10 protein-coding genes and 1 pseudogene are annotated in these 14,883 nt (G+C 61.7%); 3 read left to right on the top strand and 8 right to left on the bottom strand.

Annotated elements, in window-relative coordinates:
• Positions 1 to 3 precede the first annotated feature (3 nt).
• From QZY44_RS34060 to QZY44_RS34050, 3 genes are read left to right on the top strand one after another with little or no spacing between them, the layout of a single operon-like run.
• The gene (locus QZY44_RS34060; RefSeq protein WP_295458351.1) at positions 4 to 1,440 is read left to right on the top strand and encodes a glycosyltransferase; all 1,437 of its coding nucleotides are present in this window, start codon (positions 4 to 6) and stop codon (positions 1,438 to 1,440) included.
• A gap of 15 nt (positions 1,441 to 1,455) precedes the next feature.
• Complete coding sequence (locus QZY44_RS34055; protein ID WP_295458348.1) at positions 1,456 to 2,214, top strand: class I SAM-dependent methyltransferase; 759 nt, start codon at positions 1,456 to 1,458, stop codon at positions 2,212 to 2,214.
• Positions 2,211 to 3,239, top strand: a complete 1,029-nt coding sequence (locus tag QZY44_RS34050; RefSeq protein WP_295458345.1) for a lysylphosphatidylglycerol synthase transmembrane domain-containing protein — start codon at positions 2,211 to 2,213, stop codon at positions 3,237 to 3,239. The genes QZY44_RS34055 and QZY44_RS34050 overlap by 4 nt, the downstream gene beginning before the upstream one ends.
• A 76-nt stretch (positions 3,240 to 3,315) precedes the next feature.
• Here the strand turns inward: QZY44_RS34050 and QZY44_RS34045 are convergent, their stop codons facing one another.
• From QZY44_RS34045 to QZY44_RS34015, 8 genes and pseudogenes are all read right to left on the bottom strand, one after another.
• Positions 3,316 to 5,115: a glycosyltransferase gene (locus QZY44_RS34045; protein ID WP_295458343.1), complete on the bottom strand. Its 1,800-nt coding sequence runs from the start codon at positions 5,113 to 5,115 to the stop codon at positions 3,316 to 3,318.
• Positions 5,116 to 5,278: 163 nt separating this feature from the next.
• Entirely contained in the window at positions 5,279 to 6,457 is a 1,179-nt protein-coding gene (locus tag QZY44_RS34040; protein ID WP_295458341.1) for a glycosyltransferase, read from the bottom strand.
• A 3-nt stretch (positions 6,458 to 6,460) separates the two neighbouring features.
• A complete protein-coding gene (locus QZY44_RS34035; RefSeq protein WP_295458339.1) occupies positions 6,461 to 7,885 on the bottom strand; it encodes a hypothetical protein in 1,425 nt (474 codons plus the stop codon).
• Positions 7,867 to 8,892, bottom strand: a complete 1,026-nt coding sequence (locus QZY44_RS34030; RefSeq protein WP_295458336.1) for a methyltransferase domain-containing protein — start codon at positions 8,890 to 8,892, stop codon at positions 7,867 to 7,869. Before QZY44_RS34030 ends, QZY44_RS34035 begins: the two co-directional genes overlap by 19 nt.
• Positions 8,885 to 11,371 carry a glycosyltransferase gene (locus QZY44_RS34025; protein WP_295458333.1) on the bottom strand — a complete coding sequence of 829 codons (2,487 nt, stop codon included), beginning with the start codon at positions 11,369 to 11,371 and terminating at the stop codon, positions 8,885 to 8,887. Before QZY44_RS34025 ends, QZY44_RS34030 begins: the two co-directional genes overlap by 8 nt.
• Positions 11,372 to 11,746, bottom strand: a pseudogene (locus QZY44_RS36080) (class I SAM-dependent methyltransferase); the annotation flags it as partial.
• 278 nt (positions 11,747 to 12,024) lie between these two features.
• Positions 12,025 to 12,948 (bottom strand): NAD-dependent epimerase/dehydratase family protein, encoded by a 924-nt coding sequence (locus QZY44_RS34020; RefSeq protein ID WP_295458329.1) that lies wholly within the window; start codon positions 12,946 to 12,948, stop codon positions 12,025 to 12,027.
• 6 nt (positions 12,949 to 12,954) lie between these two features.
• The coding region (locus QZY44_RS34015) for a rhamnan synthesis F family protein (protein ID WP_295458326.1) at positions 12,955 to 14,883 on the bottom strand (1,929 nt) is incomplete at its 5' end.

The raw sequence follows: 14,883 nt of genomic DNA, 5'->3' as shown, positions 1-14,883 counted from the left end.
CGCGTGACAGATTTCGAGACCTTCCGGCGTGAGTCCGCTGACTACCTGACGACCCGCCGGACTTTTTGGGGCCGGGTCAGCCGCGGCCCCGCATCCTGGGGCGGCTATTACCGGGAGAGGCTGTGCACCGTTTACCGGCACCTGATCCCGGCGGGCGCGCGCGTGCTCGAGATCGGCTGTGGTCGTGGTGAGCTAATCGCGGCGGTCAGGCCGGCCCTGGGTGTGGGCATCGACTTTTCTCCCGAAATGGTCGAGGCGGCGCGCCTGGCGCACCCGGGGCTGCAATTCGTCGTGGCGGATGCCCATACGCTTGCGCTGGAGCCCCACGTCTTTGACTACGTTATCCTCTCCGATATCGTCAATGATCTTTGGGACGTCCAGGCGATGCTCGGGCAGCTGCTTCCGCATTGTGCCGCTCATACCCGTCTATTATTCAATTTCCACAGTCATTTGTGGAGCCTGCCGCTGGCCCTGGCCCGGCGATTGGGAATTGCCACCCCTAATCTCCCGCAAAACTGGCTGACGCGTCACGACGTGGCGAATCTGCTGGAGATCACTGGTTTCGAGCCGTTGCGGGAATGGGAAGAAATCCTCGCCCCGCTGCGCGTGCCGGTCCTCTCCGAGGTGGCTAACCGTTATCTCGCCAAGGTCTTGCCGTTCCGTTGGCTCGACCTGGTCAATCTGATGGTGGCCCGCCCGCTGGGCAAGGCGATACCGCACCACCCGAGCGTGTCGGTGGTCGTGGCGGCGAGAAATGAGTCCGGTCATATCGAAGAACTGATGGCCCGCATCCCGGAGATGGGCGGCGGTACCCAGATTGTATTCGTCGAAGGCAACTCCACGGACGACACCTACGAGGCGATCGGCCGCGCCATCGCCCGTCACCCGGAGCGCAATTGCTGCCTGCTCAAGCAGCCCGGTAAGGGCAAGGGCGATGCGGTGCGTACCGGGTTCGCGGCAGCCACGGGTGACATCCTCATGATCCTTGATGCGGATATCACGGTCCCCCCCGAGGACCTGCCGCGTTTCTATGCCATCATGGCCAATGGCCAGGCGGAGTTCGTCAATGGCGTGCGGCTGGTCTACCCGATGGCAGACGAGGCGATGCGGTTGGCCAATCTGATCGCCAACAAATTTTTCTCCTGGGCCTTCAGTTGGCTCCTCGGTCAACCGATACGCGACACCCTGTGCGGTACCAAGGTCTTGTGGCGGAGCGATTACGAGCGGATTGCCCACAATCGCGCCTATTTCGGTGACTTTGATCCCTTCGGTGATTTCGACCTGCTGTTCGGGGCGGCCCGGCTCAATCTCAAGATCATGGAAGTACCCATACGCTACCGGGCGCGTCGTTATGGGGAGACCAATATCTCCCGCTGGCGCCACGGCGTGCTCCTGCTGCGGATGGTGGCCTTTGCCGCGCGCCGCATCAAATTCGTCTGAGCAGGGGGCACTGCTATGATCGGTAACCTCCTGCAGCATCCGCTCACCCGCGGCCTGTCACTCGATGATCCGCGCACGACCCTGCTGCGGCGTCAGATCATCGCTTCCAAGCCATTCCTGAGGCGCATCTATGCGGAATGGTACGCGGACCTCACCGACGCGGTGGGCGAGCGCCACCGCGTGCTGGAGCTGGGCTCCGGTGCCGGGTTCTTCAAGGAGGTATGCCCGCAGGCGGTGACCAGCGAGATTCTATTGACCCCGGGGGTCGATCTCATTGCCGACGCGTGCGTCCTGCCGTTTGCCGATGCGTCACTCGATGCGATTACGATGACCGACGTCTTTCACCATATCCCGGATGTTGGCGCCTTTCTGACGGAAGCCACCCGCTGCGTAAAGCCGGGCGGCAAACTCGTGATGGTGGAGCCCTGGTATACCCCCTGGTCGGGCTGGGTCTATTCCCATCTCCACCCGGAGCCGTTCGAACCCGCGGCCGGTTGGGAGATTCCGTCCAACGGCCCCCTGTCGGGGGCCAACGGGGCGCTCCCGTGGATTGTCTTCAAGCGGGACGCGGCGCTGTTCGCGCAGCGGTTTCCCCGCTGGCGAATTGCCCGTATCCAGCCCCTGATGCCGTTCGCGTATTTGCTGTCGGGTGGGGTTTCCCTTCGCGCGCTGGTGCCCGGTTGGCTGTATCCTGGTGTGCGTTTCATGGAGTCGCACCTGCGACAGGAGCGGTGGGCGATGTTTGCCTTCATTGAATTGGAACTTGGCGAATGACTAAGCGGCGATGGGCCATCAGGACCTCCATCCTGGTCAGTTTTGCTTTGAGCGGGTTGTTTTTGTGGTTGGCATTCCGGCAAGTCGATCTCGACGGACTGATCCGGACCTTCGCCGCCATTGAATTGACCCCGGTGTTGCTGAGCGCGGTTGCCTTGGCGGGTAGCATGGTCCTGCGCGCGGTGCGCTGGCGGCTGATCGCCGGCCTGCCGCGGGATCGGCACCGGCTGTTCGCACGGGCGACCTACCTTGGGGTACTCGTCAACCTGCTTCTCCCCGGTCGGGTTGGTGAGTTTGTGCGGGTCGTTACGCTGGCGCGGCTCGCTGGTTCGCCGCTCTCCCTGCCGCTGGCCAGTGCGGTGATCGACCGGCTGGTTGATGTCTTGGTTCTGCTCGTTTGCGCCGGCGGTCTCTATTTCGCACTGCCGCTCGACCGCGCGCTGGATGAATGGCTGGTCTATCTGTTGATCGGCAGTGCGGTGCTCGCCGCCGGGTTGCTGTTTTTCGTGAAAGGTGCCAGGTTCTGGGAGGAGCGTGTGGCCGCCTTGACGCAACGGTGGCTGAAGCGCTGGTCACTGCGTCCGGATGTATTTTTGTCCGAGTTGCGGCACGAGCTCCATGAGTTACTGCACGGTTGGATGAGCCTGGAGGTCGTGGCGGTCGCGCTCGGCATCTTGGCCTGCGACTATCTGGCCGTCGCCTCGCTCTTCCTCGCCTTCGCTATCCCGCTCTCCCTCGCCGCACCGCTGCTGGTCCTGGTCTGCCTGGCGGCCGGGTCGGCACTGCCATCGGCGCCTGGCTATGTCGGCATCTACCAGGTCGCGGCCGTCGTGGCGCTCGCCTTCTTCGCGCAGCCGGCGGAGCCCGCCATTGCCCTGGCGACCGTCCTGCAGTTGCTGACCCTGGTGGTTGCCCTGCTGATGAACGGCCGCGGCGCCATTGGCTTGGTCCGGCAGGCGCGGGCGCTCGCCCCGGACGTCTGCGCGGATGCGTCCACGGCCCTGACAGATAGCGGGCGGGCCTGAGGTGTGTCAGGCGATTGACGGACACGGCCACCGGGCGGCGGTCTGCCAATTCCTGCAAATCGCCTGAGTACCGCGATCAGCCCGATGCCGGACCCGTCGCTACCCTGCCTGGTCCGCCGCCGTAGGTCCGCAGGGTCTCGGATATCATCCGATCCAGGCTAAAGCGTTCGGTGACGAACGCGGGCCCGGCGTCGGCGAGCCGTCGTCGCAGTGTGTCGTTATCCAATAGCGACAACAGGGCCGCCGCGAGTGCGTCGGCGTTTGGTTGCTCAACGAACAGCCCGCTCACGCCATGGCGCAGGGCCTCCCGGGCGCCGCCCCCCCCGCAAACGACCACGGGCGTGCCGACCGCCTGTGCCTCAATGACCACATTGGGCGTACCCTCCCAGCGGGAGGTGAGCAATAACAGATCAAACGCGGAGAGTGCAGCCATACTCTCCTTGGTCGGTGGGGCCAGGCGGACCCGGTCTGCCAGGCCCGCCCGGGCGAGTTTTGCCTCCAAGTCGGACTGCAAGGGGCCGGCACCGAATAGCAAGCCATAGATGTCGTCGCGCTGGGTGGTGAGCTGCATCAGGGTATCGACCCATAAGGCAGGACGCTTTTCCGCGGACAGACGGAACATCCCGCCGACCAATTGGGCACCCGCGGGGATGCCGTGGCGTCGCCTCAATTCCGCAATGTCCCCGGGTCCGGCGGCCGTCACCCCGGCGCTGTCGATCCCATTATAAATGACAGTGAAGCGGGTCGCGTCGAGCCCCAGCCAGGCCGCGTAGTCGGCCGCTCCGCCGTGGCTGTTATTGAGGTAGACCGCCTCCGCACGGGTCGCCATTGCCCGGTAGGCGGGTCGCATGTATGGCTGCATGATGTAAGGGAAATGGATTGGGCTGACGTTGCGACCGGACAGCAGCACCCGCGGCACGCCTGCCATGAGTGCGGCCAAGCCGGCGCACACACAGCTGTGGTCCAGCCAGGCATGCACGACGGCGGGGCGTAATTCGCGAAAGGCGATATAGAGGTTCGCGACCTCCTGGCCGATCTCGGGAGGTAACCGCTGAAACAGCGGCCGCAGCTGTTGCATCAGGCGCGCGACCGGCTGGGAGTCATAGCGCTCCCAAGCCTCCGCGGTGCTCATTGGTCCCTGAATTTCGGCCACGTCAGCACCGGCGTCGACCAGTTTATCGTAAAAAAAATCGTTGCCCGGCGGTGAAAATAGATGTGAGACGATGATCCTGATGTCGGTAACGCCGCGCCCGCGCAGGCCGAGCACGGTGTTTAGGATCTGGCGCTCCGCGCCACCGGCGACCAGCGTCGGGCAGGCCATGATGACGCGGTTGGGGACGGTCGCGCTCGGGCTGGGGAACGGGTGACGGGGCACGCCCAATAACCGCGTGAAGCGATGGCGGGCAATGCCTTCAAACAGGTTCGCGCTGCCCGGCAGTGACGCCCCGATACGTGCCACGAGCTTGCTGCGCAGCTTGGCCGTTGCCATGAAGGCGAGTGGCCGCGAGCCCCAGCGGTCGAGGTCCCAGTACACCAGGTGTCCGACGCCGCGCCTCAGTGCGCTGCCGATCATACGGGCGGTGATGCAGTCACGGCCGCCGACATAGACGACGCGCCGGGCGGTGCGTGGCGGCAGGCGCCAGGAGAAATCCAGTGGTAAGAATTCACCGACCCGCTCCGCCGCCAGCCCAGCGGCCAAGGGCGGTGTGAGCACCACGCTGAGCACCCCGGGCCTCATCAGCAGTGCGTGGACCGCCGCCGCCGGCAGCGCAAATGGGATTGCCAAGGTGAGGTCGCCGTCGCCCTGTGCAGCGCACCAAGCCAGGACGGCCGCGATGCGGGGGTCGACCGTGTCTGCATCACCGACGGGGGCCATTAGAGTACCTGCGTTCGTTGGCAACATCATTCCCCGTCAATCTCGATGCAAGGCGCGTTTCGTGTCAGCCGACGGCCGCTATTGCGTGACGCCGACCAAACCCGCGGAGGCTACCATAAAGGGGGCGCGGCTGTCATTGTCGTGTCGGCGTTTTCGCCGGTCATCAGACAGCAGGGTCCGGCAGCTCACCGAACAAGGCGCGGATCACGGCCGGCCCCTGAATCTCGGGAACATAGCGCTGCAATGCCTGCGCGGCGGCTGCCATTGCCATGTCGGGATAACTGTCCAAGCGCGCGATGGCGAGGGCGAGCGTCTGTTGCCAGTGATGGGCCGGGGATATGAAACCGGTTTCTCCGTCCCGGATGGCACGCCGCAGAGTGAAGGTCGGAGAGGCGATACTGAGGGTGCCGACGGCCGCCGCCTCGAACACCTTCAATTCGGACTTGCAGTTGGTAAAGGCATTGTCCTGCAGCGGCACCACATTGATTTCAACCTGACCGATCAGCCGCTGGAGATTGAGTATGTTTTGCATCGGAAAGACCTCGACCCGATCGCCGAAGCAGGTAAACCGCTCGTCGATCTCCAAAAACCCGACAATCCGCAGGATAATGCGTGGATCGGCGTCCATGAGACCTGATATGGCGTCCGCCATAACGGCGAAGTCGCGACGATGGGTAGCTGAACCGCTAAAATAGCCCACATGGATGCGCCCATCGCGTGCAAAACCCGCGGATCGCTTATTGTCGAGAATGCGCGCGGAGCGCTCCAGTTGCGCGCGATTCATGAAATTTGGGACGATGGCGGTCGGCAGATCGCAAAAGTCGCGGACGCGCTCCGCGAGATATTCATTGGTCAGGATGGCCCCGTCGCATAGCCGCAGCAAGGCGCCATAACGGCCCTGATCGGCAAACCAATAATCCAGGTCCGAATCGCCGGTGGCGTTTCCTAGGTGATTCAATATCAAATGAACATAGCGACTATCGAACACCAGGTCGTCGATATCGAACAACACCCGCCGTCCCCGGGCGTGCGCCCGCGCGACCAATTGCGCAAAATCGACGGAGTATTTGGCGTGGCAGATCACAATGACGTCGGCCCGTGCGATGATCGCCTCACGGTGGCACAGTTCATCCCGCGAAAACCAACTCGCGCCCACGTCAAGACCCGTCGTCGCCAGTGCCTCGAGCATGTTCAGGACGCGATAGCGGAAGGTGCCCATATTAGGGTGCGGATAGAAATAGGCGACATGGCGAGACCCCTCGCCGAGTCGCGCCAGCCGCTCCGAAAATGACGCTGTCCACGGATCACGGTAATCGCTGGCTGCGATATTCGTCAAGAACATATGTCAGTATCCAGCCAGGACGTCAAGTACCGGCGCAAAGGTCGCTTCCCAATCCCCGTCGATGCGCGCCGCCAGGTAGTTGGAGAGACGTGTTGATTCATTTTTCGCCAATTGGCTCGCCCGCCCCAGGGCCGCGACCAGCGCGTCCACCGACGGCGCCACGCACAGGATGTTGGCGCAATAGGCGTCAAGGCAGTGCCTGGTTTCATGCTGATTGGTGACAACGACAGCGCCGCTGGCTGCGAGCTCCAGCGGGGTATAGCCCGGGTGCGGGGTACAACTTAATGACAGTCCGACGTCCGTTTGCCGAATCAAAGCCGTATCGTCCCGCCATGACAATGAGTCAGCGATCTTCGGTACTATGCCGCGCGGCAGTTCTATCCTGGTAATAGCCTTTCCAACGACATAGCAATCCCATTCAGTCTCGGGAAAGAAGCCGCTCTGTATCGCGCCCGCCATCGCCTCGAGTCCCCGTAACAACAGATTGCGTGGATGGTTGGGGCGCACGTAGAACACGAGTCGCAGTTTGCGGTCCGGGGCTTTGGACTCCCTATAGTAAATGGTGCGCGCAAAGGCCGGCTCGAAAGCGACGCCGTTGGCGGCCACTCCGGTCATTCCCCCGGCTACCAGATAATTGCGTAGCGCGGCCGTGTTGACGACAAAGCGGGGCCGGGTATCGCACAAGATCTCACGACACCGAAGCTGCAGTTCCCCCGCGGGGTGAAATACGCGTTCATCGTCCTGCACCAAGTAAATGATGCGTGACGGATCGAAGCTCTTCAGCGCGGTCCAGGTGGTCTGCCAGGATGTGGTCAATAGCAGTTCACGGTCCGTCACGCCAAGTTCACGGGCACCTGTGTCGGTTGGCGCGTAGTCAAAGTCGATATTGTCGGAGTAGTCAAGGCCGTGTGCTGCCAAGACGGCACCAAAACTCGCCGGTTCGGGCGGCGCGCGCCGGGTGACCCAGCGCAACCGCAGCCCCTGGTGCCTTGCCAGCGCGACCGCGAACAGGATCGCCGTGGCCTCTCCACCGAAGTGACTCCCGGCGTCGAGCGAGTCGGTCAAGACGGTCAGCCGTCCCGCCGAGGCCAAACCTGGCTCAGGATAGGTCACGAGTGGTACCAGATCCGGTAAGGAACTGGCAAAAAGACCTTCTACGGACGGATCGCTTCGGGAGTCGCGAAGCAACCGTCGTGCGGATTCCTCCGGGGTCGGCGACGCCTCCGTGTGCCGCCACGGCATCAGCCGGGAGGGATTGAGTTGGCCCAGACGGGTGAGATATTCCGGGTCGCGACGCCAGACGCCGGCCGCGATGCGCAGAGGTCTCGTGAGCCACCAGGAAAACGACCCTCTCATCTCAGAACTCCTTGCCCAAAGTTGATCAATTTTCGGCGGTGGCCGCGTATCAGTCAAATACGACCGCGCCATCGTGCAATCATGCGTCGGACCGGGAGCAATGCCGTCAGTGCTGAACGTATCGGATGCAGGTTTTGCGGTCGTGCCGCGAGGCGGGATGCCAGCCGGTCGATCCGCCGCATTACCGCACCGACACTCGGGGTGATCGAATCGTCGAGCAGCCAATCGGCCTGTTCACGCAACTCGCGGACAATGCCGTAGAGTAGGTCCATCCGCCGCGCCTCGCACTCCTGTGGCGAGGTGAACTGCCGGCGGCCGCGGCGCAGATGCGCGGTAAACTCAGTGCTCGGTTGCGGTGCTATCCAGTCAACCCGCCAGTCCGCTGCCCCGAGCTCGCCCAGTTCGAGGATCAGCAGTTCAAAGCTCGAGGGCGTAAACTGCCAGGCGTGGCAATCGACATAGTGGGCAGCGGGCGCATCACTCCAGCCATCAAAAGCTGCCTTGGCTTCCCCGAGCCTCGTGGCGAGCTGCAGATGGGATAGTTTTTCCCGTCCCCAGCCGGGTCGGCCACAATCGAAGGCAGAGTACGCGTGGTGATCGAACAACCGCTCCGGCAAATGACGCTGCGCCCGCGCGCGATGGGCGGCCAGCGCTTGCCCGGTGGTGCTGACGGGCCGGAAGAGATCGAAGCACCAACGCTTATCGGGTACGGCGAGTGCGAGCACACCATGCTCCGGGTCAAGTAACCTTGCCGCCGAGTCGAGAAAGCGAACCACGTCCGGCAGGTGCTCTATGACATGGCTGGCAATCAGCCAGCCGTAGCTGCCCTGTGCCGCGGCGGGAAAGGCGTCGTGCAGTGCGCCCTCTGACCAGATGATGTCGACGTCCTGAATTTGCGAGGGATCGACATTCTGATGGCCGGCGTATTTCGCGACCAACGCGTCCCGTGATGCGTGATCCACCACGGTGGTCATCCAACCCGCGGCCTTGGGCGTCAATGGCGAGTGCAGTGGTCCGATCTCAATAATCCGATCGGTCTTCGTCAGCCCGCAAAGAAGTTGCTGGTTGCGCTTACTCATGGTCCTGGTCTCGTGCCGCCGCAACGGCGGGCACGGGTTGATCGCGGCGGTACGGCTCCGGTTCCCCATGGCGTCGGTGCTTGCTGGCGGTCACTCCGCTGGTCGGCTGGAGCATGGCTGCTGCGCCTCGGTGATCGTCGGCGAGCGGCTCGCCGTCCACCGCTACTCCCACCAAGCCACGCTCGGCGATCCGGTAGAGGAATTCATATTCCTCGCGGCCGTCACGGGCGTCGTGGTAGCCGCCGAGTAGCGCCCAAATCGCACGGGAAACCAGGGCCAAGCCATCCTTGTGGTGGCCCGCGACGACGCCTAACGGGCCAAAAGACAGCCCCTCCAACGTGGGGCCGCAGCGGTGAGGCAATCCAGTGGCATAGGCTGCGCGGGCCGCGCGGATCGCCTCCAGGCACCGCGTGAGGCCGTCCGGGCGCAGCCGATTGTGCGCGTCGAGTGGCATAACGTACAGTGTCTGGGCGGCGGAAAAGCCGACATTGCGGGTCGATCCGTGGCCGGACGTCGTGCGGTTGCGCAGCAGCAGCACCCGGTTGAACCGGGCCGCGTTGCACTCGGTCCACCGGCGTGCGATGTCAAGGCCATCGTCGGTTGAGGCGTCATCGACCACGATGAGGTCGAGCCCCGGCAAAGTGAGCGCCGCAACGGAGTTGAGATTGCCTTCGACGAAGTCCGCATCGTTGTAAAGGGGCACGACCACGGTGACCGCGGCTTGGTTCAGACGATCACAAGCAAAGATGATGTCGTGCTCCGGCAGGGCAGGAGGCGTTGCCGGCAGCCTTACCTCCGCGTGGTCGTGAACGTAAGCCCGGGCGGCGGCGCGCCCACCACGGAGGTGATCAAGCATCGAAGACATCAGTTCCGCCCGCCGCTCCGGTCCGAAGGTCCAGAGCACATCCAGTGTCGCCGCCTTGCTCATACGCTCACGCAGTACCCGATCGTCGAGCAGCTGGGTCAGGGCAGATTGCCACTGCGCCGGAGTCTCAGCCAAGAAACCGGTCTCCCCGGGGCGGATGGCCCGACGGAACGGGCCGGTGGGTGAGGCGACCGTACAGACACCGCACAGTGCGGCCTCGAAAAACTTGAGTTCGCTCTTCGCCTCACAGAACGGGTTGCCGATCTCCAGCGGCGCCAGATTGACGTCGAAACGTGCAACCTCATCCGGTAACTGGTCGAGCGGCACGCGAGCCCGCCACTCTATCTGATCCCCGAGCTCGGAGAGCACCCGGAACTCCTTGACGTCCAACAGTGGCCGTTGCCCCGCATCAGCAAAGAGCACGAGCCGCGCCTCCGGGCGTGCCGACAATACCGCCGCGACTGCATCGGCACAAAGCGCGAAGTCGCGTTGATGGGTGACTGTGCCGCCGGCATAGCCAATGCGTAATAGGCCGTCACTCGGGGCCACCGTGCGGCGGCGGACGGCGAGCGAGGAACCGCTGAGTGTCGCCTCATCGAAGCCGTTTGGCAGCACCAATACGGGCCGATGGGCGTGCCGCACATGCGTTGCCAACTCGTGCGTCGTCACCGTGACCAGATCGGCCTGTAACATGGTCCGTCGCAGTCGGACGAAATACTCCTGTACCGCCGACTCGGCCTTCCCCTCACTACGGATACCGTCGACGATGTCGCTGCGTGCGAGGGTGGGATCGAAAATGAGATCATCTACATCAAAGACGATTCGCGCTGCGGCCCGGCGGCCCGTCTCAATGACCGCGGCGACCTGATCAGACCAAGCCACGCGCCAGATCACGATGACCTGAGCCGCGGCAATTTCGGCCATGCGCTCTTCACTGTCCTCAATGCGTATCACGACGACCGCAGCGCCGACCGCCGACGCCGACTCGGCATAGCGCACGACCCGGTATTGGTGCCCAGGTGTCTGCGACTCGCCGCTGATGTAAACCACCCGCAGCCCTCCCGATGCAGGGGCAATAAGCGGTGACGCAACGGCAGACACGGTGCGGGTCGACGCGCCGTGCCGGCGGTCCCACATCTGCCGCAGTTGAATCCAATACCGAGCCTCGCCACGGAGCACACCAAGCGCGACCCGCAGCGGGCGCGTGATTCGCCAGAACACCGAGGCCGCCATCGCGTCACGCTCCGCTGCCGCAGCAGCCAGGACTGAGATTCTCTTGTCACGCTCGGCTAATGCGTTACAGAGCGCCGCCGCCTCCCTATCCCGCTCTCCAAGCGCCAGATGGTGGAGCGCGACCGCCTCGCGCAGTTGGCGAACGGCATACCGTTGGGCCACCTCCGCGCCCCTAGCGCTGAAATACTCGACGATGATCTTCCTTTCAGACGTCCCGGCACTGAGCCACTCCGGGGCAGCGCCCCCCTCTGCCTTCTTGAGTTGCAGTACGCCGAGCCCCTGCGCGTGGACAAACTCGAGGTTCAGTGGATAGCGTCGGGCCAGTTCCTCCCACAATCGCCAAACACCGAACCCGCGTTCCCGCACGTTGGTATCATGCAATAGCACCACTGCCGGCGCCCTGAGCTTCGGAAGCCAGTTTTCGAATTGCTGCTTGACTTCCTCATAGCCAGGGCAACCAACAATATGCAAAAGATCGATTGACCCATCGGAAAAATAGTTTAACGCTTCGTCAGGTGCCATGCGCAGCAGGCGCGAAATATCCGCGTAGCGATCTTCGTTGTGTCGATGTGCCTCGAAAAAAACGCTTTCTGCGCAATATCCGGCGGGTGCCGTGCCGGCCAAAGGGGGAACCGCAAAGCATTTCGTCTGGAGGCTGGCCGCCTTTACCGCCCGACAAAAGTTGAAATAGGAACTGCCATCCGTGGTTCCAAGTTCGACCAACACCGCCGGCTTCAGTGACCGAACCAGCCACATTGCAAAGGGTGCGTGCCCGACCCAAGGGGTCGGAAACCCAGTCAGGTCAGGTCCGACGACTGAAGCGCGAACGATAGACTGGTAGTCCATTACGTGAGTATGACCTGATAGCCAATAACAAACCGCCGTCGGTCTTTCATCGTTACTGCTCCCCACCCAGGCTTGCGCCGGACTGCTACCATTAACTTGACAATGTACATGCGCCACTGTTCGACCGGCACCGCTGGTCGCCGAGAATTCCCAGTTACATGAGTACCCTGGTGCTGCCAAAAACTATATCATCTGGGCGACCTATTCAGCCAATGCCAGTACCTTTCACAGCCGGTGTGCAACGAAACCTGAGGTACCCAGTGCAGCGCGTTGCGAGCCTTGGCGATATCCAACACGACATTCTTTACATCGAATCCGCGTGCCGGCAAGTATTGCACTACCGGGGCCGTGCCGGTAACTTCCGAGACGACTGTCAGAATGTCGTTTACCGACGCACCGTGACCGCTGCCGATATTAAATGTGCCGGTGAGATCGTGGCGCACTGCTTCGACAATGAAGGATACCAGGTCGCTAACATAGAGATAGTCACGGACGGCTGCTCCGTCACCCCAAATCCTGATCGGATCGCCGTCAAGGATCCGCTGGAAAAAAGTCGAAATGACGCCTTGAACCCCAAGATGACTTTGGCGTGGGCCATAAGGATTGGAGACCCGCAGCACCAGCGGCCGAAAGCCAAACAATGCGCCGAACATTGCGATGTAGTGCTCGATTGCGACCTTCACAATGCCGTAAGACGAGAGTGGGTTGAGTCGGTGATCCTCGGGAATCGGAACCGTCCGGGTATTACCATAGACGGTTCCGCCTGATGAGAGGAACAGCAGCCGGGAAACCCCGGCATCTCTCATCTGTTGAAGTAATCTGACGGTTCCCGTCAGATTGCCCTCAATGTCCCCGACAGGGTCGAGGTTTGCTGTGCCAGGGACGGTGGTGCTGATCAGGTGGATCACCAGATCAATATCGGCCAATGACTCCGCTACGGCGGCAATATCAACAAAGTCCGCGTAACGGTAGTCTACGCCGTGGACGGGATCCGCACGCAGGCTTCCAAACCGGTCGAGAACGCGTACGCGCGCGCCCGTCGCTGCCAGTGCTTCGGTCAAATGCGAACCGATGAACCCGTTGCCGCCAAGAATTAAAATCCGCTTGTCCATAGAGCCCTACCTCGTTACACCGGGAATGTTAGTCAGCGCGATCCGATATCCCGCTTTCTTCGCTACAGTTGGAAGCAGTCGCTCGATAGCATGTAGGACAGTTCCATCGTAAGGGAGCGGCTCCTCGGGGTAGTCTTCCCACTCGAACCGCAAATCCAGCAAGGGCCGGAGCGCCTTAGTCTTAGCCCAGAACATAGTGCCAACAGGAAACCAGAAATGGCCCCCCGGCAATTCTTCAATGCCGAGCCGTTCAGCCAGGTCTGAGGCGATCGACCTGTTATCGGTCCATCCCACGGTGTTGGGGTCATCCGGGAAGACGAGTCCCAAACCGTCATCGGCGGCCAATATTGCTATGATTTTCGCTGCCATCGGATGACTACCGCCCAACAGGTTTTCGAGCAAAAAGTCAAACCACTGCCGGCCTACTCGCACATCTTCAATATCAGCCGTTTTCTTGGTATGAATATGACCGATCAGGTCGTACTTAGCAACAATCTCGGCACCAAACTCGGTCAGCAAGGGTCCAATGTCGCGCCCGCGGTTTGGGACGACCCTGATCTCCTGCCGTCTGCCGCTGCGGCGGCTCAGTAAAAGGCGCACGCGGTCGGCTATTGCCTGCGATGGAACGCTAATTAATAAGTCCAGGTCAAGGTCTTGGTCGTCCAGCCGCGACCTAATATCCGGGACCAGATCGGCATAAAAGGCATGGATGTGCAGCGCGACGCGCAATTGCCTTTTCGGTATATCGTAGGGCGATGATGGGGAAATGACATCACAAAGCCAAGGTCCAGTTGGCTTGCCGGCCTGAAGAAAATCGACGAGTGGATTTCGGTGTTCCGTCGACGCCGAGTGCGCGTCCCGATAAATGCCTGGATGAAAACCGGGGAAAGGCTTTCGCATGCCTATACCACTGGCACATGATCGCACAAAGGTGCGAGTTGCATCTTGGCGCGTGACCTGGGCCATTGGGGGGGAGGCAAAATCAACTCGCAAAACGCCCGCATCTTCTATTAGCGCACAATCTTGCCTCTCAATCTCCTGTTGAGCTGCGCATTGAAGTGCCAACCGTTCAAGGCTTGCAACGTACCGCTCCATGTCGAACAGCCGCGATCCGAGTGTGTTGAGTTCGCTTCCGATCCGCATGCGCAGTTCCGGCTTATCAATAAAGTCGACCAAGCGTTGTGCCGCCTGTTCAATATCAAGATATGGAGCCACACAGGCATCCCCAAGGCCGTTGTCTTTTAACATATCGGCAATTCCGGTGGTGCGGTCAAAACAGACGACAGGCAGTTGGTAATGGGCGGCATCAATGACAACATTCGGAAGTGCATCCAGCCGCGAACTGAGGAAAAGCACGTCCGCCAATTCATATGCCAAATCGATGTGAGCAAATTCACCAGCGAAAGCTGCAAGTCCGGTGAGGCCAGCCCTCTGTAACTGATCCCTAAGGTAGATCGAGTAGTCCAGATCCTTGATGGGGTCAAAGCCATAGCCGATCCAGACGAAATAGAACGGATTGCTCGGATGCCGCGCCGCTACGCGAGCGGCGCAGGAAAGAAACAGGTCTACACCCTTACGGAAATTGACAGAGCCTGCGCCCAACACGACAACGGCGTTACTTGGTAGCGAAGATGGCCGCAGTGCCCGACGCGCTCTGCGAACTTCCCGCTCATACTCCAATTGTGAACAGTCGGGTTGCGGCACGAGTGACCGTCCTTGGGGTAAGACTACCGCGTGCAGTTCACGAAGGCCAGGACATTCCTCCCGCGCGCTCTCGCGGACGATGGCCGCCGAAAACACCATCTCGCTTGCCCAAAAGGCGGCTTCGGAAAATCCCTGTACGGGCACTGTGTAAGACGCAAACTCGTGGATGAGCGACAGCGTCGGTACAAAAAATTGCGCTAAACTCGGAAGCACGACCCTGGACCTAATGCT

This window comes from uncultured Thiodictyon sp. (assembly GCA_903837595.1).
Classification (GTDB): Bacteria; Pseudomonadota; Gammaproteobacteria; order Chromatiales; family Chromatiaceae; genus Thiodictyon.
Note: the sequence above shows the minus strand (reverse complement) of the source record. Positions and strands in the feature narration are given on the sequence as shown.

Coding starts and splice junctions, on each gene's coding strand:
- QZY44_RS34035 (WP_295458339.1), bottom strand. CDS start 7,885: ATGGCGCGGTCGTATTTGACTGATACGCGGCCACCGCCGAAAATTGAT.
- QZY44_RS34020 (WP_295458329.1), bottom strand. CDS start 12,948: ATGGACAAGCGGATTTTAATTCTTGGCGGCAACGGGTTCATCGGTTCG.
- QZY44_RS34045 (WP_295458343.1), bottom strand. CDS start 5,115: ATGGCCCCCGTCGGTGATGCAGACACGGTCGACCCCCGCATCGCGGCC.
- QZY44_RS34030 (WP_295458336.1), bottom strand. CDS start 8,892: ATGAGTAAGCGCAACCAGCAACTTCTTTGCGGGCTGACGAAGACCGAT.
- QZY44_RS34040 (WP_295458341.1), bottom strand. CDS start 6,457: ATGTTCTTGACGAATATCGCAGCCAGCGATTACCGTGATCCGTGGACA.
- QZY44_RS34055 (WP_295458348.1), top strand. CDS start 1,456: ATGATCGGTAACCTCCTGCAGCATCCGCTCACCCGCGGCCTGTCACTC.
- QZY44_RS34050 (WP_295458345.1), top strand. CDS start 2,211: ATGACTAAGCGGCGATGGGCCATCAGGACCTCCATCCTGGTCAGTTTT.